Here is a 21419-nt window from a genome sequence, read left to right as displayed (position 1 = left end):
GGCTTCAATCGAGGCGAGTCTCACCCAAGAGGACACCCCTGATGAGCACCCGCAGCATTGCCCAATGGCAGGACTACATCCAAGGTTGCCTGGACTTCCGTCCGGCCGACGGCGTCTATCGCATCGCCCGTGATCTGTTCACCGAACCCGAGCTGTTCGAGCTGGAAATGGAGCTGATCTTCGAGAAGGTCTGGATCTATGCCTGCCACGAAAGCGAGATCGCCAAGCCCCATGATTTCGTGACGATGCGCGCGGGGCGCCAGCCGCTGATCATCACCCGCGACGGCAACGGCGAGCTGCATGCGCTGATCAACGCCTGCCAGCACCGCGGCGCGACCCTCACCCGCGTGGCCCGCGGCAACCAGTCCACCTTCACCTGTCCCTTCCATGCCTGGTGCTACAAGAGCGACGGCCGCCTGGTGAGAGTCAAGGCGCCGGGCGAATACCCCGACGGCTTCGACAAGGCCACCCGCGGCCTGAAGAAGGCGCGCATCCAAAGCTACAAGGGCTTCGTCTTCGTCAGCCTCGACACCCAGGGCAGCGATTCGCTGGAAGACTACCTGGGCGATGCCAAGCTGTTCTTCGACATGATGGTCGCCCAGTCACCCACCGGCGAGTTGGAGATCCTGCCGGGCAAGTCCACCTACACCTACGACGGCAACTGGAAGCTGCAGAACGAGAATGGCCTCGACGGTTATCACGTCAGCACCGTGCACTACAACTACGTCTCCACGGTGCAGCACCGCCAGCAGGTCAACGCCGAGAAAGGCGGCGCCAGCAGCACCCTGGATTACAGCAAGCTCGGCGCCGGCGATGCCGAGACCGACGATGGCTGGTTCTCCTTCAGGAATGGGCACAGCCTGCTGTTCAGCGACATGCCCAATCCCACGGTGCGCCCCGGCTACGCCAGCGTGATGCCGCGCCTGGTCGAGGAATACGGCCAGGCCCGCGCCGAGTGGATGATGCACCGCCTGCGCAACCTGAACATCTATCCCAGCCTGTTCTTCATGGACCAGATCAGCTCCCAGCTGCGCATCGTGCGGCCGGTGGCCTGGAACAAGACCGAGATCATCAGCCAGTGCATCGGCGTCAAGGGCGAGGCGCCGGCAGACCGCACCAATCGCATCCGCCAGTTCGAGGACTTCTTCAACGTCTCCGGCATGGGCACGCCCGATGACCTGGTGGAATTTCGTGAGGCCCAGCGTGGCTTCCAGGCGCGGCTGGAGCGCTGGAACGACATCTCCCGCGGCCAGCATCGCTGGGCCACCGGCCCGACCGTGAACAGCGAGGCGCTGGGCATCCAACCCGTGCTCACCGGTACCGAATTCACCCACGAAGGCCTCTATGTGAACCAGCACGGCGCCTGGCAGCGCTTCCTGCTCGACGGCCTGGCCAACAAAGCCCTGCAACCGACGGAGGTGTCGGCATGACCCCCACTCTGCAATACGCCGTGGAACAGTTCCTCTATCGCAAGGCCGCGCTTTGCGATGCCCAGGACTGGGATTCCTACCTGGCGTTGTTCGATACCGACAGCGTGTTCCACCTGCCGCAGTGGATCAGCGAGCACGAATACGTGACCGATCCGACCCAGGGCCTCTCCTACATCTACTACGCCGATCGCTCGGGCCTGGAGGACCGTGTCTTCCGCCTGCGCACCGGCAAGTCGGCCGCCTCCACGCCGCTGCCGCGTACCCTGCACCAGATCAGCAACGTGCGCGTCGCCCGCCTGGACGACGGTCAGCTGGAGGTACGCGCCGGCTGGCTGACGCTCTACACCCGCCACGGCGTCTCCGAGCAGTTCCATGGCCAGGTGACCTATCACCTGCGCGAGGTGGACGGCGACTTCCGCATCGCCCGCAAGCAGGTGCTGCTGCTCAACGACGTCATCAACTCCGTGCTCGACTTCTACCACCTCTGAGGCCACCGCCATGAGCCACAACGTCGCTCTGAGCTTCGCCGATGGCAAGACGCTGTTCATCGCGGTGAAGCCCAACGAACTGCTGCTGGACGCCGCCCTGCGCCAGGGCATCAGCCTGCCGCTGGACTGCCGCGAAGGCGTCTGCGGCACCTGCCAGGGGCGCTGCGAAGCCGGCGCCTACAGTCAGGATTACGTCGACGAGGAAGCCCTCAGCGAGCGGGACCTGGCGCAACGCAAGGTGCTGGCCTGCCAGACCCGGGTGGCCTCCGACGCCGCCTTCTACTTCGACCATGACTCCAGTCTCTGTCATGCCGAAGAACCCGAGCGCATCGCCGCCCAGGTGACCTCGGTGGAACTGGTCTCGGCCACCACCGCCATCCTGCACCTGGACGCCAGCGCCGCGCCGCGACAGCTGCAATTCCTCCCGGGCCAGTACGCTCGGCTACGCATCCCCGGCACCGACGACTGGCGCGCCTACTCCTTCGCCAACCGGCCCAATGCGCAGAACCAGCTGCAATTCCTCATCCGCCTGCTGCCGGACGGGGTGATGAGCAACTTCCTGCGCGAGCGCTGCCAGCCGGGCCTCACCCTGGAACTGGAGGCGCCCCTGGGCAGCTTCTACCTGCGGCAGGTGGAAAGGCCGCTGGTCCTGGTGGCCGGCGGGACGGGTCTGTCGGCCTTCCTCGGCATGCTCGACGAGATGGCCGAGAAAGGCGGCTGCGGCCAGCCGGTGCGGCTGTTCTATGGCGTCAACCAGGAGCAGGATCTCTGCGAGGGCGCCCGCCTGGAGGCCTATCGCACGCGCATCGCCGATTTCGACTACCAGCCAGTGGTCAGCCAACCGAGCCCGGCCTGGCAGGGCCTCAGCGGCTATATCCCCGAGCACTTCGACCGCCGCTTCCTCACCGACCAGGCCTGCGACCTCTACCTCTGCGGCCCGCCGCCCATGGTCGAGGCGATCAAGACCTGGCTCGATCAGCAAGGCCTTGGCGAGGACACCCGGCTGTATAGCGAGAAATTCCTGCAGAGTGCGTCCACCCGCTGAGTTTGAGTTATAGGCCCCATACGAAGCCCGGCAGGTTGACTGTCGGGCTTCGTGCTTTGGAAGTTTGCCGTCGTAAAGCGCCTGCCAAGGAGCGAGGCGGAACTTGCCTGCCCAGCATCCTGTAACATTCTCCGGACACAGGCTGAAGCGCACGAAGGGTTTCCGCGGTCAGTCTTCGTTGTACTACATGGCAGCAGTCGCCACCCGGCCTATCGCGGCCATGGGCCGCTCCTACAGACCCCAATGCACCGTAGGAGCGGCCCATGGCCGCGATGGACCCTCAGTGGGGATAAGACAGCGCCATCATCGAAGCTCTGTCCGACCTCGCCTCTTGGCCGCCGGCCGTCCCTCATGTCATCTGGACACTGCCTGGAGGACTTGAAATATTTTCGCGGTCGGGCTTCGTTGCACTACATAGCAGCGGTAGCCACCGGCCTAGCGCGGCCAGGAGCCGCCCCTACAGGCCGCGAAACCTATCCATCAAACACCAGGCAAAAAAAAGCCTGCCATCCCAGGCAGGCTTGAAAAGGACGGAGGGAGCTGAACTCCGCCCGGTCAGAAATGATGGATGTAGCGCACCTGCACCCGGCTGCCTTCGGGACGATTCTTCGCGTCCTGCTCGAAGTAGGCGTTGGCCACCAGGTGATCGTTCCTGGAGAAGCTATACATGCCGCCCGGGCCGATGGCCCAGACCTGTTCGCGCCGGCCCGAGACGTCGTGGCCGTCGATCTGGGTGTCGGATATCTGCTTGAGCCAGTAGCCGTTGAGGCCCAGGCGCAGTTGCGGGGTGACGGCGTATTCGGTGGCGAAGTTGGCGTGCAGCGCCTGGCCGGCCTGGATGTCGGAGACGTCGCCGAAGGCATAGTTCGGCTTGTCGTTCTTGAAGTTGTAGAGGTAGTGGGCGCGCACCGAGGCGGTCCAGTTGGGGGTGAACCAATAGGTGGCCGCCCAGTAGGGATTGAACGACCAGGCGTGGTTGCCGGGGTTGATGTCCTTGTCGCGGTCGTATTCGCCGGTGGGAATATTGACCTGCAACTCGACACGCTGGACGAAGCGCGGTCCATTCGACCCCATGACCGGATCGAACTGGATGAACGGGCCAACCAGCAGATCGCCCATGCCGCCCTGGTCCTTGAGGGCGGCGTTGTTCAGGCCATCGTCGACCTTCATCCGCGTCACCACCGGCAGCAACATGTTCAGACCCAGGTTGCCGTTGCCCAGGCGCAGGTCCGATACGTAGCTGAGCTGGGTCACCGATACCTGGTAGTCCAGCTGGGTCTTCGGCAGCCCCAGCTTGTCGCCGTGTTGATCGGTCAGCCGATGGCTGCTGTAGTTCTGGAAATACTGCTGCAGGTACCAGCCGTTGCCCGCAGGCAGACCGCCGTCGAGAAAGCTGGTGAGGCCGAGGTTGACCACCGGCAGGTCATAGGCCTGGGCGGTTCCGGCGACCAGGGCACCGGCGAGGGAAAGATAGCGAATCCGGGTCATGCAAGGCTCCTTGAATACGGCTGTTCGTGCTCGCGAAAGGCAGATTCGAAAGGGCAGCGCCCGCCGACCGAGTGGCATCGACGGGCGCCGCCGGGGCTCAGGCGCCCAGTGCGGGATGGGCGCTGGCGACCCGGTACTGGCCGGCGTGGAAGACCAGCGGTTCGCCGCCGCTGTGTCGGTAGTGCTCGATTTCACCGAGGAAGATCAGGTGGTCGCCGCCCTCGTACTGGACGTGGTTGCGGCAGATCAGGGTCGCCACGGCCTCCTCCAGCAACGGCACGCCAGCGGTGCCCTCGACATGGGCGATGCCGGCGAACTTGTCCTCCGCCGGCCGCGCGAAGTGCCCGGAGAGCTGGTGCTGATCGCTGCCCAGCACATGGATGGCGAAGTGGCTGGCGGCCAGGAAGTCCGGCAGGCTCGGCGCCTGGCGGGCCAGGCTCCAGAGCACCAGCGGCGGCTCCAGGGACACCGAGGAGAAGGAGTTGGCGGTCATGCCCACCTTGCGGCCATCGCGACCGCGGGTGGTGATCACCGTGACGCCGGTGGCGAATTGCCCCAGCAGGTTACGCAGCGCCCGGGGATTGGTCGGGTCGGCAGCGATGAGATCCAGGGCATCTATGGTCATGGTGGGCTCCTCAGGCAGCCTGGCTCAGGTGTTCACGTAGGAAGCCCTGGCAGGCCTCCGCCTCGAACCACCAGGGGGCGAAACGGCGGGGATCGTCGAAGGCGTTGACGATGCGCGAGGCGATGGCCGGCGACTGGCTGGCGGCGCCAAGCAGATCGAGGATGTGCGGCGGTGGCGGGGTCAGCAGGCTGTTGGTCCACTTCACCACCTGGCCGGCGTAGTCCCAGTAGCGCTCGAAGGTCTGGTGCATCCAGTCCGGGGTGAAGGCACCATCGCCCTGGGCGAGGATGGCGTCCAGGTAGACCTTGCTGCACTTGGCGGCGTTGTTGGAACCCTGGCCGGTGATGGGGTCGTTGACCACCAGCGCATCGGCCATACCGAACACCGGCAGGCCCGAGGGCAGGCGCAGCACCGGCTTGCGCACCATGGGGGTGAAGCGCCCGGCCAGCACGCCGCCCGCGTCGGTGAGCTCCAGGTTCTGGCAGCGCTCGGCTTCCCAGGGGGCGAAGCGGCGGACGATCTCCAGGCTGCGCTCCAGGTGCTGCTCCGGGGAGGTGACGTCCTGCCAGCAGTCCAGGGGGCCGCCAGGAATGCCTTCGAACACCATGATCTCGCAGGGCCCACTCAGGGTCAGGGCCGGGAAGACGAAGTACTCACCCACGCCAGGGATGAGATTGAAGGCCACCCGCGAATAGGGCGACATGGGCGTCATGCCCTTCACGTAGGTCAGCGCCAGGGCACGTTGCGGCTGCTGGAAGACGGTGCGCTCGGTGTCGCGGGGAAAGAGGTTGACCACCTCGCCCTTGCCCGCGGCGAGCAGGGTCAGGTCATGGCTGGCGGCCAGGGTTTCAAGTTCAGGCAAACCGACATCCTGGATCACCAGTTCGCCACCGCGGCGCTCGAATTCGTCCATCCAGGCCGGCATCTTCAGTCGCTGGTCCACTGCCTGGGCATAGCGCTCCAGGCGGGCGCTCCACTGGAAGGCCGGGCGCTCGGGATGTACCGGATCGGGCACGGCCAGGCCGACACCTTCCACCGCCGGGCACTGGTCTTCCCAGAAATTCAGCCCCAGGTCACGCTCGGTCTGTAGCGAATTGTTGAACATGCACTGGCTGGACATCACCTTGCCGCCGCGCACCTGTTCGCCGGTGCGGTTGGTGGTGAGGGTGACGTGATAACCCTGGGCGAGCAGACCCAGGCCCAGTTGCAGGCCGGCCTGGCCGGCCCCGACGATGGCGATGCGACGCATGGAGGTTCTCCGGGGAGTCGAATGACGGGTGGGGGTGAAACCGTTGAACAGGCGCCAGAAGGGGTTGTGCATGGCATCACTCCCGTTCGGCGAGGCGTGGAATGGCCGGCTGGTTGCGCTCCGGACCCATGACCGAGTAACCGCCGTCCACGGCGTAGTCGGCGCCGGTGACGAAACTCGCCGCCGGCGATAGCAGGAAGGCGACCACCTGGGCCACCTCCGCCGGCTCGCCCAGGCGACCCAGCAGGTGGAAGTCGGCGGCGACGCGGTCGGCGTGGGCGCGATCACCTCCGCTGACCTCGGCGATCACCCGCGACCAGGTCCAGCCCGGCGACACCGAGTTGACGCGGATGCCGTCCGGCGCCAGGTCCAGGGCCATGCAGCGGGTCAGCTGCTTGAGCGCCGCCTTGGACACCGGATAGAGCCAGCGTCCGGCCTGGGCACAGCCGGCGGAGATGGAGGTGAAATTGACCACCGCGCCCCGTTGCGCCCTGAGATCCGGGTGTAGCGCCTGGGCCAGCATCACCGCCGACACCAGGTTCACGTCCAGCGCCTTGAGCCAGTCGCCACGCGGCGAGGCCAGGCCGTCGTCGAGATAGGTGCAGGCCAGGTTGACCAGAAAGTCCACCGCGCCGAAGCGTTCGCGGATCCTCGCCACCGCCTTCGCCAGGGCCGCGTCGTCGGTCAGGTCCACGGTCTGGAAGCAGGCCGCCGCGCCGAGAACCTCGGCACCGGCAGCGCCCTTGGGATCTATGTCCAGCAGCGTCACCCGGGCGCCGGCCGCGACCAGCGCCTCGGCCACCGCCTGGCCGATCAGGGTGGCGCTGCCGCTGATGACCGCCACCTTGCCTTCGAGGGAATGCAGACTCATGGCCTCACTCCTCGATGGACTTGCCGGCACTGGAAGCCCAGCTCGGCATCAGGGTGTTGGACGGCAGGGTCTCGTCGAGCAGCTTGTGCGCGGTCTCGGCGCCTGCCACCGGCAGGCCTTCAGGGTCGAGCAGGCCGATTTGCACCAGCACGCTGGCCTGGTCCCAATAGATGTGCTCGTGGTAGAGCTTGGGTCCGCGGAACTTCACCACGCCCAGCATGGGTATCTCGACATAGCGTCCGGTGGGCGCCACCCCGGGCAGCATCCAGTCGATGGCCTCGTCGTGGGTGAAGCTCATGACGAACTCGTCGACGATCTGCGAAGCGCCCACGGTGCGCGAGATCGGCGTGAGCTGCATGTCCTTGGGATTGCCGTGCACGAAGTGATAGCGATAGAAGCGCGCCAGCTCGCGATAACCCACCCCGCCGGTCATGGTCGGGATATGGTTGACGTAGGGCTCGGGCACCATGGTGGCCATGGTCGCCGGCACGTCGCGGGTATCGAATTCGTGGCGGATGTGCTCTTCCCACAGCGCCGAGAGGTTGTAGTCCGGGCCAAGGGTGCGGCGCAGCGCGGCGATGGTGCGCTCGTGAGCCAGCAGCGCGGCGGGCTTGTCGTAGTGGTGGCCGGCGGGCCGGGCGAAGGCATGGTCGACACCCGGATAGACGTAGCCCTCGGTGCCGGGCCGCTCGGCCAGGGCCGCCAGGATGGCTTCCCGCGCCGGCGCCGGACAGAACTGGTCGGCCTCGGCGAAATGTAGCACCAGTCGCCCACGCAGGCCTTCCAGCTCCACCAGGGCCTTCTCGATGCCAACCCCGTAGTAGCCGACGGCGCAGGCTACCTCCGGCAGCCGGCAGGCGGCCAGATAGGCGAGCTTGCCCCCCAGGCAGTAGCCCACCACGCCGAGGCCGGCGTCGCTCACGGCGGGCAGGGTACGTAGATGAGCGAGGGCAGCGCCTATATCCACCACGCCCAGGTGCTCGTCGAAGGCCTGGTAGTGACCGAAGGCCTTCTCGAAATCCTCGGGGGTGTAGCCCAGCTCGATGCGCGGCGCCTGGCGCCAGTAAAGGTCGGGCACCAGCACGCTGTAGCCTTCCTCGGCCAACTGATCGGCCACGGCACGCATGGCGGCGTTGACGCCGAAGATCTCCTGGCACAGGACGATGCCCGGGCCGCGACCGTCGATGGAGGGTACGAAGTAGGCATCGAAGGTGCCGGCGGGGGTCGGCACTTGGATGAAGGATCCGGTCATCGCGAGAGACTCCAGGTTGCTCAGGTCTGGAGCCATCTTCGGCGCGCGGAGCCGGTCGAGCTGTCCGCAGACTGCCGCGACCATCCCCTCGACGCAGCTAATTGCTCGGCACCGCTCCCCTCTTCCGTAAGCGAAGGTACGGCCAGATCACCTCTCGTAGGCAAGCCAGGACTGCCGAACAGCGATCTCTACCACCGGCAACAAGTGATCGCCGGCCCGCAGAGCGCGGGACAGAACCGTCCGGGTAGGATCGGGACTACGCAGCCGCTGCCGATACGTTGTCGCCATCAACCGGCGGAAGACGAGCGAGGAAACGTTGGCCCAGTGCGCCAGGCGCACCTGGCGCGGCGGTGGCCTGCTGAAAGGCAGCTCCAGGGGTTCCCCGCACTACAGCTGACCGGTATCGATCTGCAGCCGCTTGAGCCGAGAGGCCAGGGTCGTGGGTTTCATCCCGAGCAGTTGCGCGGCACCTTCCTTGCCGAAGAGCTTACCCTGGCAGGCGCGCAACGCCGCCAGGGTGTTCTCCCGCTCCAGGTCGCGCAGCTGCATATCGGTCAGAATGGCAGCACTCGATTCGACGACGACGCGCCGTGGCGCGATTCCGCCGCCTTCCTCGGGCAGATCGATACTGAGCTGGTTGTCCTGCGCGGTGATCAAGGCCCGCTCGATGACGTTCTGCAATTCGCGAATGTTGCCCGGCCAGGGATAGCGTTGCAGCCGCGCCAGATCCATCGCTCGCAGGCGCCGGCCGGGGCGATTCAGGCGTTTGCCGATCTCGCTGATGAAATGCAGCGCCAGGGGCGCTATATCCATCGGCCGTTCCCGCAGTGCGGGTGAATGGATGGGGAAGACATTCAGGCGGAAATACAGGTCTTCGCGAAAGCGTTTGGCCTGGACCTCCTCGCGCAGGTTGCGATTGGTCGCCGCCACGATACGCACATCCACCTTGCGCGTACGCTCTTCGCCGACGCGCTCGAATTGGCCTTCCTGCAGGACGCGCAACAACTTGCTCTGCAGGTCGAGGGGGATCTCGCCGATCTCGTCGAGAAACAGGGTCCCGCCGTCCGCCAACTCGAAGCGCCCGACCCGGTCACGCACCGCCCCGGTGAAGGCCCCGCGGATATGGCCAAAGAATTCGCTCTCGAACAGCTCGGCCGGAATCGCCGCGCAATTGACCCTGATCAGCGGCTGGGCGCTGCGCCGGCTGGCCTGGTGGATGGCCCGGGCGATCAGCTCCTTGCCGGTGCCCGATTCACCATGGATCAGGACGCTGGCGTCGGTAGGCGCGACCACGTCGATCTGCTTGATGATCTTCAGGATCGGCTCGCTTTGCCCGACGAGCTCGCGGTAGCTGTGCTCGATGTGGATCTCTTCCTGGAGATAGGCGTTCTGTTCTTCGAGACGCTGCTTGAGTTGCTGCAACTCCTCCAAGGCATTCGTCAACTGCCGCTCCATGCTGCGACGCTCGGTGATATCCCGGAACACCACCACCGCCCCGACCAGCTTGCTGTCGGAGATCACCGGGGTACTGGTGAATTCCACCGGAAAACAACTGCCGTCCCGCCGCCAGAAAACTTCCTGGCGGCCTTCATGGACCACGCCATCGTGTACGGCGCGATAGATCGGGCACTCCTCGACCGGATAGTGCGAGCCGTCGGCATGGCTGTGGTGATGAATCAGGTGGATGTTCTTGCCGATCATGTCCTCCGGCTCCCAGCCGAGCATGCGCGCGCCCGCCGGATTGACGAAGGTGGCCAGCCCCTCGCAATTGATGCTGTAGATGCCGTCACCGACGGCACTGAGCAACAGCTGGTTGTCGCGCTCGGTCTCCTTGAACAGGTTGAGAATGGTGCGCCATTCGATCAATCCACCCCGCATGGTGCGCTCGGTTTCTGCTTGATCCAGCTGGAAACGCTGCCGCCGTTGCTCGCGCAGCACCAGGATGAGCTGCTGCCGCCCCTTGAGGTGCAGGCTGGTGGCGGTGATTTCCAGCGGCATGCGCTCGCCATTCTTGCAGGTGCAGCTCAGCTCGTCGGTCCAGCCGCGGCCCTTTTCGATCACGGCCTGGCTGAACACGATGAGATCGGCCAGCTGATGGCCGAACAGCTTGCTGACGGGCAGCGTCAGCAGGTTCTGCCGCGGATAACCCAGCAGCTGACACGCCGCGATGTTCAGGTCACCGAAGCGATCCGCATAGGGGTCGAGCAGGACGATGGCATCCGCACAATGCTCGAACACCATGTGGCGGGAGGAATACGCCAGATCGGCCCAGTCAGTGAGGCAATCGGTCTCGATCATCTACGGAATCTCGCAACGATCAGTACGAAAAATCGTAGTTCTACGCCTTTGCGTAGCGATCGAACAGAGGCAGAACACCCCGACAAAAACCGTATCAGATCGGAAACTCAAGCAGAATCAATGACCTGGCATTCTCCAGGAAATATCTATCCAGGCTGGCACGTCCTTCGCTCTTGCCTAGGCAGACCGAGTCGCCACTCCGGCGACCGCCCTCGTGACCCTAGCGGAGAGAACACCCATGCCAACCGTGGACATTGCCCAGTACCAAGATGGTGACTTCCTGGTCAACTACGAAGAGAAGGTCTTCGAAGACGTCAAGGCCGAACCGGGTGAAAAGGCGCTGCTGACCTTCCACACCATTGCCTTCGAAGGCTCCATCGGGCTGGTCAACCTGTTGCAGGCCAAGCGCCTGCTGCGCAAGGGCTTCGAAACCAAGATCCTGCTCTACGGACCAGGCGTGCAGCTCGGCGTACAGCGCGGCTTCCCTACCCTGGGCGCCGAAGCCTTCCCCGGTCACTTGGCCGTCAACAACCAGATCAAGGCCTTCATCGGCGAAGGCGGCGAGGTCTACGCCTGCCGTTTCGCCCTGCAAGCCCTGTACGGCCAGACTGAAAAGGCCCTGATCGAAGGCATTCGTCCGATCAATCCGCTGGACGTGATGGACCTGCGCCTGCTGATGCGCCGTGAAGGCGCGCTGATCATCGACACCTGGACCGCCTGAGGCGTCTGCGGACTCCCCGTCGCGGCGGCCAAAGGCGTCGTCGCGGGGTACCTCTCCTCGACCATCAGGACCTCAGCATGACCATCATCCGCGCCGCCGCCGTGCAGTTCAGTCCTCAGCTCTACTCGCGCCAGGGCACCGTCGACAAACTCTGCCAGCAACTCCTCGAACTCGGTCGCGACGGGGTGCAGTTCGCGGTTTTTCCGGAAACCGTGGTGCCCTATTACCCCTATTTCTCCTTCGTGCAGCCGCCTTTCACCATGGGCAAGCAGCACCTGCAACTGCTGGAGGAATCGGTGACCATTCCCAGCGACGTGACCCAGCAGCTGGCGGAAGCCTGCCGCGAGGCGCAGATCGTCGCCTGTATCGGCGTCAACGAGCGCGACGGTGGCACCCTTTACAACGCGCAATTGTTGTTCGATGCCGATGGCAGTCTGATCCAGCACCGGCGCAAGATTACCCCGACCTACCACGAACGTATGGTCTGGGGCCAAGGCGACGGCTCCGGACTGCGCGCCGTCGACAGTGCCGTGGGCCGCATCGGGGCACTCGCCTGTTGGGAGCACTACAACCCCTTGGCCCGCTATGCGCTGATGGCCGATGGCGAGCAGATCCACGCCGCCATGTTCCCGGGTTCCCTGGTCGGCCCCATCTTCGCCGAGCAGATGGAGGCTACCCTCCGCCACCACGCCTTGGAAAGCGGCTGCTTCGTCGTCAATGCCACCGCCTGGCTGGACGCCGAGCAACAGGCGCGGATCATGGCCGATACCGGCTGCCCGCTCGAACCGATTTCCGGCGGCTGCTTCAGCGCCATCGTCAGTCCCGAAGGCAAGGTGCTGGCGCAGAAGACCGCGGGCGAGGGCCCGATCATCGCCGACCTCGACTTCGCCTTGATCGACAAGCGCAAGCGGATGATGGATTCGGTCGGTCACTACAGCCGGCCCGAGCTGCTGAGCCTGATGATCGACCGGCGTCCCGCCCCCCATGTCCAGGAGCGCACCGGGGTAACCAGCCATGAATAGCCAGGTGATCGCCACCGATCTGCTGGCCGAGCTGCAATGCCACGGCGTGCGCTGGCAGGGTGCCGATGGCCTGGCCCGCAAGGGCGGCGCCGGCCCTTCCGACCACAAGGCACTCAGCCTGGGCGAGCACACGGCCATGGTACCGATGCTCAATACCGCCTCGCTGGACTCCCCCTACAGTGCCGTACCCGACGCCAGCGGCGCCCAGGCCCTGATCTTTCGCCAAGGCCGCGAGATCGGCCGGGTCGAGTTGCCGCGCGTGCCACGGTTCTATGGTTTGAGCACCGACGACGGCATTCCCTATTGGAAAATCGCCACCCTGCACAGCAAGGAGGTGCTGGCGACCACCCTGCTGCAACACTGCATCCGCAAGAACGATGCCGCCAGCGCCTGCCAGTTCTGCGCCATCGATCAGTCGCTCGCCGCCGGCAAGACCATCGCCCGCAAGCGTCCCGCCCAACTGGCGGCGGTGGCCAAGGCCGCGGTTGAGCTGGACGGCGTCAAGCACCTGGTGATGACCACCGGCACGCCGCAGACCCCGGATCGCGGCGCGGCGATCCTCTGCGAATCCGCCGCGGCCGTGAGCGCGGCGGTCGAGCTACCGATCCAGGCGCAATGCGAGCCACCCGACGACGACCGTTGGTTCACCCGCCTCAAGGACAGCGGCGTGGACTCCCTGGGCATGCACCTGGAAGCGGTCACCGACAGCGTCCGGCAGCGCATCATGCCCGGCAAGGCCGAGGTGCCCTTGTCGCGTTACTTCAGCGCCTTCGAAGCGGCGGTCAAGGTGTTCGGCCACGGCCAGGTCAGCACCTACATCCTGGCGGGCCTGGGCGACAGCGAGGACGCCATCGTCGCCATGAGCGAGCGGCTGGCCGCCCTGGGCGTCTACCCCTTCGTGGTGCCCTTCGTGCCCATCGACGGCACGCCGCTGGCAGGACACCCCAAGCCGGACAGCGCCTTCATGCAACGCCTGTATCCACGGGTGGGTGCCAGCCTGCGCCGCCATGGCCTGCACTCCGAGCAGATCAAGGCCGGCTGCGCCAAGTGTGGCGCCTGTTCGGCACTCAAGCGCCACGAATAAGAGGAGACGTCCATGGCCGAACATGCCTTTGCCTTGACCAACGATACCTTCAGCGACTTCCTCGCCGGCGACCTGCTGGTCAAGCCGGCGACCGAGGTCTGGGAGCGCGCCGTCTACTATGCCCTGCGGCGGGCGGTCTTCGCGGACGAGCAGCGCTTGCTGGAACAGGATCGCGACGCTAAAGATTTCGGCGCCATCCCCATCGTCGCCGTGACCCATCACTACGGGATGCCCGAGCAGATCGTCGGCGCCGTGCGCATTTACCAGGAGTCGCCAGGCGTCTGGTATGGCGGTCGCCTGTGCGTGGAACGGGCCTACCGCCGCCACAGCATGATCGGCAAGGCGCTGGTCAACGAGGCGGTCGCACGCGCCCTCGACCTGGGTTGCCAGACCTTCCTGGCCACGGTCCAACAAGCCAATGAAAGCTACTTCCACCAGCTGCACTGGGAAACCCTGGACACCCTGGAACTCCTGGGCCATCCCCATGTGTTGATGCAGGCGCGCCTGGACCGCTATCCCATCCTGCCGCGCCAGGTGGCGCTGGTCCCGCGGCGGAGTCGACGTCATGATGGTTGACCTGTCGGCGCTGCTCGACACCCTGAAGGATAGCGCGGCCATGCACGCCAAGCAGGCGATCCAGCGTCCCGCCCAGGCCCTGGCGCCTGCTGCAATGGACGGTGAAGACGAGGCTCGCTACGCCCTGCCCGGCGACGACACCGCGGCCCTGCGCTGCGGTGATCAGTATCTGTTGCTGGCCATCGAAGGCATGTTGCCGCATTTCGTCGCCCAGGCGCCCTGGTTCGCCGGCTGGTCGGCGGTGATGGCCAATGTCAGCGACATCACCGCCATGGGTGGTCGCGCCGCCGCCGTGGTCAACGCCTACTGGCATCACGACACGGCAGCGGCCGACCAACTGCTCGCCGGCATGCGTGCGGCCTGCCAGGCCTATGGCGTGCGCCTAGCCGGCGGCCATACCAGCCAGGGCCCCGAGCATCCGACCACCCTGGCGGTGGCCATCACCGGTTGGGCCCGTCGCCTGTTGTCGACCCTGCATGTACGCCCCGGCCAGTGCCTGGCCATGGTGGTCGATCTCGACGGCCGCTGGCATGGCGATGCCCCCTACTGGAAGGCCTTCGAAGAGGTCGCGCCGGCCCGCCTGCGCGCCAAGCTCGAGGTCATTCCGCAATTGGCCGAGGCCGGTCTGCTGCAAGCGGCCAAGGACATCAGCAATGCCGGCTTGCTGGGCACGCTGCTGATGCTGCTCGAGCCCACCGGTTGTGGCGCCCAGCTCGATCTGGCCAAGGTTCCACGCCCCGCCGACGCTCCCTTGGAACGCTGGCTGCGCGCCTTCCCGAGCTACGGCTTCCTGCTGACCCTCGCCGACCAGGATCTGGCCGCCGTCACCACCGCCTTCGCCCGGGAAGGCCTGCACTGTGCGGCCATCGGCCGGATCGACGCCAGCGCCCGGCTGACCGTCCAACTGGACCAGCAATGCGCCGAATTCTGGAATCTGCACGACCATTCTTTCACCGGCTTCAGCCAGGCCGAGGAGTTCTGATATGCCCGCCGTGATCATCCGCCTGCGCTGGCCCGATGGCCAGGAAAGCACCGCTTACTCTCCTTCGACCAGCATTGGCCGGCACCTGGAAAGCGGTCGGCGCTACCCCCTGAGCGAATTCCTGCAGCGTGCCGAAAGTGGTCTGCACGCCGCCTCCGAGCGGGTCAAGGAGGTCAAGGGCTTCTACTGCAGCTCCGCCATGGACAGCCTGGGCGAGTTGCGCCGGCAGGCACGCGCCTATACCGACGGCGATGACCTGCAGGTCGAGGTGCTCGAACTCCAGCAACAGGGCCAGACAACCGGCAACCCAGCTGCCTTCGGCGATATCTGAACGAGGAATTGCGCATGACCCATTACAGCGCCATTGTCGTCGGCGGTGGCCAGGCCGGGCTTTCCGCCAGCTACTACCTGCAGCAACAGGATATCGATCATCTGGTGCTGGAAAAGCACTCCCTGGCCCACACCTGGCGCAATCAGCGCTGGGACAATTTCTGCCTGGTGACGCCAAACTGGCAGTGCGCCTTGCCAGGTCATCCCTACGACGGCCCCGATCCCCATGGCTTCATGAAGAAAGCCGAAATCATCGCCTACCTCGAGGCTTTCATCGCCAAGGTCCAGGCGCCGGTGCGCGAGGGTGTCGCGGTCCAGCGCCTGGTGACGCGCCCAGAGGGTGGGTATCGGCTCGACACCAGCGCCGGGGAGTTCAGCGCCGATCAGGTGATCGTCGCCAGTGGCGGTTATCACATTCCGATCATCCCCCGGCTGGCCGAGCGCCTGCCGGCGCCTATCGTCCAGCTGCATTCCGAACAATACCGCAACGCCCAGGCCTTGCCGCCTGGTGCCGTGCTGGTGGTCGGCTCTGGCCAGTCGGGCGCGCAGATCGCCGAAGACCTGCATCTCGCCGGCCGCCAGGTGTACCTCGCTGTCGGTGATGCACCCCGCTGTGCCCGTCACTATCGCGGCAAGGACGTGGTCGACTGGCTGGCCGAGATGGGCTACTACGAGATCGGCGTCGACGCCCACCCGTTGCGCGAGGGCGTGCGCGACAACACCAATCATTACGTCACCGGACGCGATGGCGGACGCGACATCGATCTACGGCGCTTCGCCCTGGAGGGCATGCAGCTCTTCGGGCGTCTGAACGGCCTGGAAGGCGAGGTACTGACGTTCTCCGCGGATCTGGAGGCCAAGCTGGATGCGGCGGATGCCGTCTACAACCGCATCAATGCCAGCATCGACCAGTACATCGCCCAGCAGGGTATCGACGCACCGGCAGGCGGTCCCTACGAGCCCCTGTGGCGTCCCGAAGGTTTGCCCACTACCCTGGACCTGGGTAGTGCCGGCATCACCAGCGTCATCTGGTGCATCGGTTTCCAGCCCGACTTCAGCTGGGTCGACGTACCGGTGTTCAATGGGCGCAGCTACCCGGGCCACACGCGTGGCGTTACCGCGCAACCGGGCCTGTATTTCCTCGGACTGCCCTGGCTGCACACCTGGGGCTCCGGACGCTTCAGCGGCGTGGCCCGCGATGCGGAGTATCTGGTGGCTCAGCTGAGCCGATTACACGCCCTTAGGCAGGGCTCTCGGCGATCCTGACGGCGCCAGGGCGGACATGAATGACGTCCGTCCTGGCAGTTACACCGTCGCGGCGGGGGCGGTCTGTAGTCAAGACCGCCCCCGCCGATTCGCAGAGGCCTGGCGCCCAACGCGGAAGATGCCTGCGACCTCGCCGTCCGCCAGCGGTGATGTCTTGCCACGTCGATTGCCGCCTACGCCCGGCGTCGGCATAGTGAACCGGCTTGTCAGCGGTCGGAGCCGTTATCCTGCCCGACCTCGGCCCCCTGTGCTGCAATCCGGAGCCCTCATGACCCAACGCACCATGCTGCTCACCGGCGCCAGCCGCGGTATCGGCCACGCCACGGTCAAGCTGTTTAGCAACCTCGGGTGGCGCCTGCTCACCGTGTCCCGGCACCCCTTCTCCGAAGAATGCGGCTGGCCGCAAGCGCGTGACGCCCATATCCAGGCCGACCTGGCCGACCTCACCCAGATCGACCGTTTGGTCGCCACCGTTCGCGAACGCTTGCCCAGTGGCAAGCTGCACGCCCTCGTCAACAACGCCGGCATCTCGCCCAAGGGCGCCGACGGCAGCCGGCTGGGCGTGCTCGCCTCCGATGCCGAGACCTGGACCCATGTGCTCAACGTCAACCTGGTCTCCACCGCCCTGCTCGCCCGCGCCCTGCTGCCGGAACTGGAAGCGGCTCAGGGCAGCATCGTCAACGTCACCTCCATCGCCGGCTCGCGGGTCCATCCCTTCGCCGGCGTGGCCTATGCGGCATCCAAGGCAGGCCTGGCCGCTCTCACCCGCGAACTGGCCCACGAATTCGGCCCACGCGGCGTGCGCGCCAATGCCATCGCGCCCGGAGAGATCGCCACCTCCATCCTCTCGCCAGGTACCGACGGCCTGGTGGAAGCCGAAGTCCCCCTCAAACGCCTGGGTACCCCCGACGAAGTCGCCGAGACCATCTACTTCCTCTGCAGCGAACGCTCCTGCTACATCAATGGCGCCGAGATCCATATCAACGGCGGTCAGCACGTCTGACGGGGCGCTTCCACCGCCATAGGACTGAACGCCTGGGATCAGGCCCCTGGTCGCACCCAGCGTCCAGGCCTTCCAAGGGTGATCTCGCGAGGCCGTATTTATCGGCCTAAAATGTTATGTTATAACATATTTTAGCATTCTCCCTTATTCCTACTACCGGAATGCATTTCCTTCCATCGACCCTCAACCGTGATAGCCATGACCGCCCAAGCCGCCTTTCCCAGCAAGAAACTCCCCGTCACCGTGCTCTCCGGCTTTCTCGGCGCCGGCAAGACCACCCTGCTCAACCACATCCTCAACAACCGCGAGGGTCGCCGGGTGGCGGTCATCGTCAACGACATGTCCGAAGTCAATATCGACGCCGCCCTGGTCCGCGACGGTGGCGCCGAGCTGTCGCGCACCGAGGAAAAGCTGGTGGAGATGAGCAACGGCTGCATCTGCTGCACCCTGCGCGAAGACCTGCTGCTGGAAGTGGAACGCCTTGCCCGCGACGGTCGCTTCGATCAACTGGTGATCGAATCCACCGGCATCTCCGAGCCGCTACCCGTGGCCGAGACCTTCACCTTCGCCGGCGAAGATGGCCGCTGCCTGGGCGACGTCGCCCAGCTCGATACCCTGGTCACCGTGGTGGATGCCTTCAACTTCCTGCGCGACTACGCCTCCAGCGACTCCCTGCAATCGCGTGGCGAGTCCCTCGGCGAAGAAGACGAACGCACTGTGGTCGACCTGCTGATCGAGCAAATCGAATTCTGCGACGTCCTGGTGGTGAACAAGCTGGACCTGATCGAACCCGTGGACCGCGACCGCCTGCTGGCCATCCTGCGTAGCCTCAATCCCCGTGCCCGGTTGGAGTTGGCTAGCTTTGGCGCAGTCCCCTTGGAGCGCGTGCTGCAAACCGGCCTGTTCGACTTCGACGAAGCCGCTAAGGCCCCCGGCTGGCTACAGGAATTGCGTGGCGAACACACGCCCGAGACCGAGGAATACGGTATCTCCAGCTTCGTCTACCAGGCGCGCCGCCCCTTCCATCCCGAGCGCTTCTACGCCCTGGTCGAGCAGGAGTGGCCTGGCGTGGTGCGCTCCAAGGGCTATTTCTGGCTGGCCAGCCACCCGGCCCACGCCGGCACCTGGTCCCAGGCTGGCGCCGTCGCCCGTCACGGCGTGGCGGGTCGCTGGTGGGCCGCGGTGCCGCCCGAGCAATGGCCAGACGATGAAGAGACCGTCGCCATCATCAAGGAGAAATGGCACGAAGGCGTGGGCGATGCGCGCCAGGAGCTGGTGCTCATCGGCATGGACATGGACGAAGCCGCCCTGCGCGCCCGCCTGGACGCCTGCCTGCTCACCGACCGCGAACTCGCCGCCGGTCCCAAGGCCTGGGTGAAGCTGCACAACCCCTTCAGCGACTGGCCCCAGGCCTCCGATCCCCACTGAGCCGAGCCCTGCCGATGAACGCCATCCTCCCCGACGTCTCCCTCAGCGAGACCGCCACCCTGCCCGCCGCCCTCGACTGGGTCGGCATGCAGGGCATCGACCTGCCCATCCGCCTCGCCGAGCGCGAGGCCAATGGCCCGTGGCCGGCCAGCGCCGACATCCAGGTCGACCTGCCCTCGGCCACCGCCAAGGGCATCCATATGTCGCGGCTCTACCAGCTGCTGGATCGCCTGGTCGCCCCCCTTACCCCTGAGCGCCTGCGCTCGCTGCTGGCCGACATGATCACCAGCCACCGCAGTTGCGACTCCCGCGCCGCACGCCTGCGCCTCGACTTCGCCCTGCTGGTCCGCCGCCCCGCCCTGGTGACACCCGGGCTCAGCGGCTGGAAACGCTATCCCGTACGTCTCGACGCCAGCCTGATCAACGGCGTCTTCCAGCTCAGCGCCCGAGTCGAGATCACCTACTCGTCCACCTGCCCCTGCTCCGCGTCCCTGTCCCGCCAACTGATCGAACGAGCCTTCCTGGACGACCATGGCCATGACGATTCCTTGAGCCCCGCGACCGTCGCCACCTGGCTGCGCCAGCATGCCTCACTCGCCACTCCCCACAGCCAGCGCAGCCTAGCCCGAGTCAGCATAGACCTCTTGCCAACCGCGCCCACCCTCGATCTACTGCCCCTGATCGACCGTTGCGAGACCGCCCTGAGCACTCCGGTCCAAACCGCCGTCAAACGCGCCGACGAGCAGGCGTTCGCCGCCCTCAACGGCAGCAACCTGATGTTCGTCGAAGACGCCGCCCGCCGCCTGCTGCTGGCCTTGCGCGATAGCTACCGCAACCTGAACATCCACGTCCGCCATCTGGAAAGCCTGCACCCCCACGACGCGGCCGCCTGGGCCGGCACGAAGAAGGGCTAATCCCCACGGACGCTCGACGCAGCCGCTTCACCGATGGCGAAGCGGCGCGCGCTCCACGGCAAAGACATTCAGGAATGGATTCAGGTAGCCCCGCACCACCTCAAGCCCGGTAAAACCCAGCCGATAGCCAGGCGTAGCGCCATTACACCTCTCCGCCGGCAGCGGAACAGGCGTCAACGGCAGCCATTCCTCACCACCAGGCCCCAGGCGGATCGCACGTGTTCACCTTCGCTAAATGGATGTTTTCCCGGCGAACCCTCTGGCTGGGGTTGCTCGGCCTGCTGCTCGCCCTGGATTCGGCTCGCGCCACGGAGCCCGTCGCCACCCCGCCACTGCGAGTCGGCGTCTATGTCACCGCGCCCTTCGTCATGACCGGTCCCTACGGCTACAACGGCCTGGCGGTGGACCTGTGGAACGCGGTCGGGGCCAAGCTCGGGCGCAAGACCGAATTCGTCCGCGCCGCCTCCCTTCCCGAGCTGCTGGGCGCCGCCCGTAGCGGGCGCATCGACATCGCCGTCGCCAACGTCTTCGTCACTGCGGAACGCGCCCAGCAATTGAGCTTCACCCAACCCTGGTTCAACGGCGGCCTGCGTATCCTGGTCAACGAGGAACGTCAGATCGGTCCGCTGAGTCTGCTGCATGACCTGCACAAACTCGGCTATCTCACGAGCTATGCCTGGCTCGGTGCCGGGCTGCTGCTCATCACCTTGCTGCTCACCCTGGTGGAGCGCCGACTCGACAAGGAATTTCCGCCCCAATGGTGGCCGGGCCTGGCGATCAGCTTCTACCACGTCATGGCGGTGACCACGACCGGCAAGACCTCCCACAAGAATCTCTTCGGCAGCCTGGGCACCGTACTCGCCGCGCTCTGGATGGCCTGCAGCGTGGCGGTGATGGCCTACGTGACCTCCACCGTCACCAGCGTCATGACGGTCAACAGCATCACCAGCCGCATCACCGGCTTGGGTGACCTGCCCGGCAAGCGCATCGGTGTCGAGGCCGGCAGCCTCTCCGAGGACCACATCGCCCGCCTCGGCCTCGACTATCGCGCCTTTACCGACCTGGATCAGGCAGTGAGCGCCCTGACCGCGCAGGAGATCGACGCCGTGGTCGACGACGCCGCCACGCTGGAGTACTTCGACCAGCAGCATCCGACCCTCCCCATCCAGGTGGTCGGCAAGATCTTCGAACCGCGCAAATACGCCTTCGCCCTGCCGCTGGACAGCCCCCTCACCCACGACGTGACCGTGGCCCTGCTGTCCCTGGAAGAGGATCAGACCGCGGGCAAGCTGCGCACCCAGTACTTCGGTGCCGACAAGTGAGGCTCCACTGACCGCCTGTCAGCGG

20 protein-coding genes are annotated in these 21419 nt (G+C 65.8%); 14 read left to right on the top strand and 6 right to left on the bottom strand.

From position 1 onward, the window contains the following. Positions 1 to 41: 41 nt before the first annotated feature. From antA to antC, 3 genes are read left to right on the top strand one after another with little or no spacing between them, the layout of a single operon-like run. Positions 42 to 1430, top strand: coding sequence for an anthranilate 1,2-dioxygenase large subunit (gene antA / locus RND78_RS14860; RefSeq protein WP_409457052.1), 1389 nt, complete (start codon positions 42 to 44; stop codon positions 1428 to 1430). After that, positions 1427 to 1918: an anthranilate 1,2-dioxygenase small subunit gene (antB, locus tag RND78_RS14855; RefSeq protein ID WP_312729802.1), complete on the top strand. Its 492-nt coding sequence runs from the start codon at positions 1427 to 1429 to the stop codon at positions 1916 to 1918. The genes antA and antB overlap by 4 nt, the downstream gene beginning before the upstream one ends. A 10-nt stretch (positions 1919 to 1928) precedes the next feature. Beyond that, on the top strand, positions 1929 to 2963 hold the full coding sequence (gene antC / locus RND78_RS14850) for an anthranilate 1,2-dioxygenase electron transfer component AntC (protein WP_312729800.1): 1035 nt from the start codon (positions 1929 to 1931) through the stop codon (positions 2961 to 2963). Positions 2964 to 3518: 555 nt separating this feature from the next. Here antC and RND78_RS14845 read toward each other — a convergent pair. From RND78_RS14845 to RND78_RS14820, 6 genes are all read right to left on the bottom strand, one after another. Beyond that, on the bottom strand, positions 3519 to 4451 hold the full coding sequence (locus RND78_RS14845; protein ID WP_312729799.1) for a transporter: 933 nt from the start codon (positions 4449 to 4451) through the stop codon (positions 3519 to 3521). A 97-nt stretch (positions 4452 to 4548) separates the two neighbouring features. Continuing rightward, entirely contained in the window at positions 4549 to 5076 is a 528-nt protein-coding gene (locus RND78_RS14840; protein ID WP_312729796.1) for a flavin reductase family protein, read from the bottom strand. 10 nt (positions 5077 to 5086) lie between these two features. After that, on the bottom strand, positions 5087 to 6325 hold the full coding sequence (locus RND78_RS14835) for a styrene monooxygenase/indole monooxygenase family protein (RefSeq protein ID WP_312729846.1): 1239 nt from the start codon (positions 6323 to 6325) through the stop codon (positions 5087 to 5089). A 76-nt stretch (positions 6326 to 6401) separates the two neighbouring features. Continuing rightward, positions 6402 to 7196, bottom strand: coding sequence for an SDR family oxidoreductase (locus tag RND78_RS14830; protein WP_312729794.1), 795 nt, complete (start codon positions 7194 to 7196; stop codon positions 6402 to 6404). Positions 7197 to 7200: 4 nt separating this feature from the next. Beyond that, entirely contained in the window at positions 7201 to 8448 is a 1248-nt protein-coding gene (locus tag RND78_RS14825) for a dienelactone hydrolase family protein (protein ID WP_312729793.1), read from the bottom strand. A 387-nt stretch (positions 8449 to 8835) separates the two neighbouring features. Further along, positions 8836 to 10746 carry a sigma 54-interacting transcriptional regulator gene (locus tag RND78_RS14820; RefSeq protein WP_312729792.1) on the bottom strand — a complete coding sequence of 637 codons (1911 nt, stop codon included), beginning with the start codon at positions 10744 to 10746 and terminating at the stop codon, positions 8836 to 8838. Between the two features lie 238 nt (positions 10747 to 10984). Between RND78_RS14820 and RND78_RS14815 the strand changes: the two genes are divergently transcribed. The 11 genes from RND78_RS14815 to RND78_RS14765 all read left to right on the top strand — a co-directional run bounded on the left by RND78_RS14815 (position 10985) and on the right by RND78_RS14765 (position 21394). Continuing rightward, positions 10985 to 11467 (top strand): MSMEG_0572/Sll0783 family nitrogen starvation response protein, encoded by a 483-nt coding sequence (locus RND78_RS14815; protein WP_295460550.1) that lies wholly within the window; start codon positions 10985 to 10987, stop codon positions 11465 to 11467. A gap of 77 nt (positions 11468 to 11544) precedes the next feature. After that, positions 11545 to 12489 (top strand): Nit6803 family nitrilase, encoded by a 945-nt coding sequence (locus RND78_RS14810; protein ID WP_312729789.1) that lies wholly within the window; start codon positions 11545 to 11547, stop codon positions 12487 to 12489. Then, entirely contained in the window at positions 12482 to 13573 is a 1092-nt protein-coding gene (locus RND78_RS14805) for an MSMEG_0568 family radical SAM protein (protein ID WP_409457051.1), read from the top strand. The genes RND78_RS14810 and RND78_RS14805 overlap by 8 nt, the downstream gene beginning before the upstream one ends. A gap of 12 nt (positions 13574 to 13585) precedes the next feature. Further along, complete coding sequence (locus tag RND78_RS14800; protein ID WP_312729787.1) at positions 13586 to 14149, top strand: MSMEG_0567/Sll0786 family nitrogen starvation N-acetyltransferase; 564 nt, start codon at positions 13586 to 13588, stop codon at positions 14147 to 14149. After that, positions 14139 to 15131 carry a sll0787 family AIR synthase-like protein gene (locus RND78_RS14795; RefSeq protein WP_312729785.1) on the top strand — a complete coding sequence of 331 codons (993 nt, stop codon included), beginning with the start codon at positions 14139 to 14141 and terminating at the stop codon, positions 15129 to 15131. The genes RND78_RS14800 and RND78_RS14795 overlap by 11 nt, the downstream gene beginning before the upstream one ends. Before the next feature lies 1 nt (position 15132). Continuing rightward, complete coding sequence (locus RND78_RS14790; protein ID WP_312729783.1) at positions 15133 to 15462, top strand: MSMEG_0570 family nitrogen starvation response protein; 330 nt, start codon at positions 15133 to 15135, stop codon at positions 15460 to 15462. 14 nt (positions 15463 to 15476) lie between these two features. Beyond that, a complete protein-coding gene (locus RND78_RS14785) occupies positions 15477 to 16727 on the top strand; it encodes an MSMEG_0569 family flavin-dependent oxidoreductase (RefSeq protein WP_312729782.1) in 1251 nt (416 codons plus the stop codon). 268 nt (positions 16728 to 16995) lie between these two features. Next, the gene (locus tag RND78_RS14780) at positions 16996 to 17730 is read left to right on the top strand and encodes an SDR family NAD(P)-dependent oxidoreductase (protein WP_059232518.1); all 735 of its coding nucleotides are present in this window, start codon (positions 16996 to 16998) and stop codon (positions 17728 to 17730) included. A gap of 198 nt (positions 17731 to 17928) precedes the next feature. Further along, the gene (gene zigA / locus RND78_RS14775) at positions 17929 to 19158 is read left to right on the top strand and encodes a zinc metallochaperone GTPase ZigA (protein WP_312729781.1); all 1230 of its coding nucleotides are present in this window, start codon (positions 17929 to 17931) and stop codon (positions 19156 to 19158) included. 14 nt (positions 19159 to 19172) lie between these two features. Beyond that, on the top strand, positions 19173 to 20072 hold the full coding sequence (gene folE2, locus RND78_RS14770) for a GTP cyclohydrolase FolE2 (RefSeq protein WP_312729779.1): 900 nt from the start codon (positions 19173 to 19175) through the stop codon (positions 20070 to 20072). A gap of 218 nt (positions 20073 to 20290) precedes the next feature. Next, the gene (locus RND78_RS14765; protein ID WP_312729778.1) at positions 20291 to 21394 is read left to right on the top strand and encodes a transporter substrate-binding domain-containing protein; all 1104 of its coding nucleotides are present in this window, start codon (positions 20291 to 20293) and stop codon (positions 21392 to 21394) included. Positions 21395 to 21419: the final 25 nt, after the last annotated feature.

The organism is Pseudomonas oryzihabitans, assembly GCF_032027545.1.
In the GTDB taxonomy this organism is placed as follows: Bacteria; Pseudomonadota; Gammaproteobacteria; order Pseudomonadales; family Pseudomonadaceae; genus Chryseomonas; species Chryseomonas oryzihabitans_F.
The sequence above is the reverse complement of the archived record's forward strand: the minus strand, read 5'-3'. Positions and strand labels throughout refer to the sequence as shown.

Excerpts from the sequence above, each read along its gene's own strand:
- RND78_RS14820 (WP_312729792.1), bottom strand. The coding sequence starts at position 10,746 with ATGATCGAGACCGATTGCCTCACTGACTGGGCCGATCTGGCGTATTCC.
- zigA (WP_312729781.1), top strand. The coding sequence starts at position 17,929 with ATGACCGCCCAAGCCGCCTTTCCCAGCAAGAAACTCCCCGTCACCGTG.
- RND78_RS14795 (WP_312729785.1), top strand. The coding sequence starts at position 14,139 with ATGATGGTTGACCTGTCGGCGCTGCTCGACACCCTGAAGGATAGCGCG.
- antB (WP_312729802.1), top strand. The coding sequence starts at position 1,427 with ATGACCCCCACTCTGCAATACGCCGTGGAACAGTTCCTCTATCGCAAG.
- RND78_RS14830 (WP_312729794.1), bottom strand. The coding sequence starts at position 7,196 with ATGAGTCTGCATTCCCTCGAAGGCAAGGTGGCGGTCATCAGCGGCAGC.
- RND78_RS14840 (WP_312729796.1), bottom strand. The coding sequence starts at position 5,076 with ATGACCATAGATGCCCTGGATCTCATCGCTGCCGACCCGACCAATCCC.
- RND78_RS14800 (WP_312729787.1), top strand. The coding sequence starts at position 13,586 with ATGGCCGAACATGCCTTTGCCTTGACCAACGATACCTTCAGCGACTTC.
- RND78_RS14825 (WP_312729793.1), bottom strand. The coding sequence starts at position 8,448 with ATGACCGGATCCTTCATCCAAGTGCCGACCCCCGCCGGCACCTTCGAT.
- antC (WP_312729800.1), top strand. The coding sequence starts at position 1,929 with ATGAGCCACAACGTCGCTCTGAGCTTCGCCGATGGCAAGACGCTGTTC.
- RND78_RS14780 (WP_059232518.1), top strand. The coding sequence starts at position 16,996 with ATGACCCAACGCACCATGCTGCTCACCGGCGCCAGCCGCGGTATCGGC.
- RND78_RS14835 (WP_312729846.1), bottom strand. The coding sequence starts at position 6,325 with ATGCGTCGCATCGCCATCGTCGGGGCCGGCCAGGCCGGCCTGCAACTG.
- antA (WP_409457052.1), top strand. The coding sequence starts at position 42 with ATGAGCACCCGCAGCATTGCCCAATGGCAGGACTACATCCAAGGTTGC.
- RND78_RS14815 (WP_295460550.1), top strand. The coding sequence starts at position 10,985 with ATGCCAACCGTGGACATTGCCCAGTACCAAGATGGTGACTTCCTGGTC.
- RND78_RS14805 (WP_409457051.1), top strand. The coding sequence starts at position 12,482 with ATGAATAGCCAGGTGATCGCCACCGATCTGCTGGCCGAGCTGCAATGC.
- RND78_RS14790 (WP_312729783.1), top strand. The coding sequence starts at position 15,133 with ATGCCCGCCGTGATCATCCGCCTGCGCTGGCCCGATGGCCAGGAAAGC.
- RND78_RS14845 (WP_312729799.1), bottom strand. The coding sequence starts at position 4,451 with ATGACCCGGATTCGCTATCTTTCCCTCGCCGGTGCCCTGGTCGCCGGA.
- RND78_RS14810 (WP_312729789.1), top strand. The coding sequence starts at position 11,545 with ATGACCATCATCCGCGCCGCCGCCGTGCAGTTCAGTCCTCAGCTCTAC.
- folE2 (WP_312729779.1), top strand. The coding sequence starts at position 19,173 with ATGAACGCCATCCTCCCCGACGTCTCCCTCAGCGAGACCGCCACCCTG.
- RND78_RS14785 (WP_312729782.1), top strand. The coding sequence starts at position 15,477 with ATGACCCATTACAGCGCCATTGTCGTCGGCGGTGGCCAGGCCGGGCTT.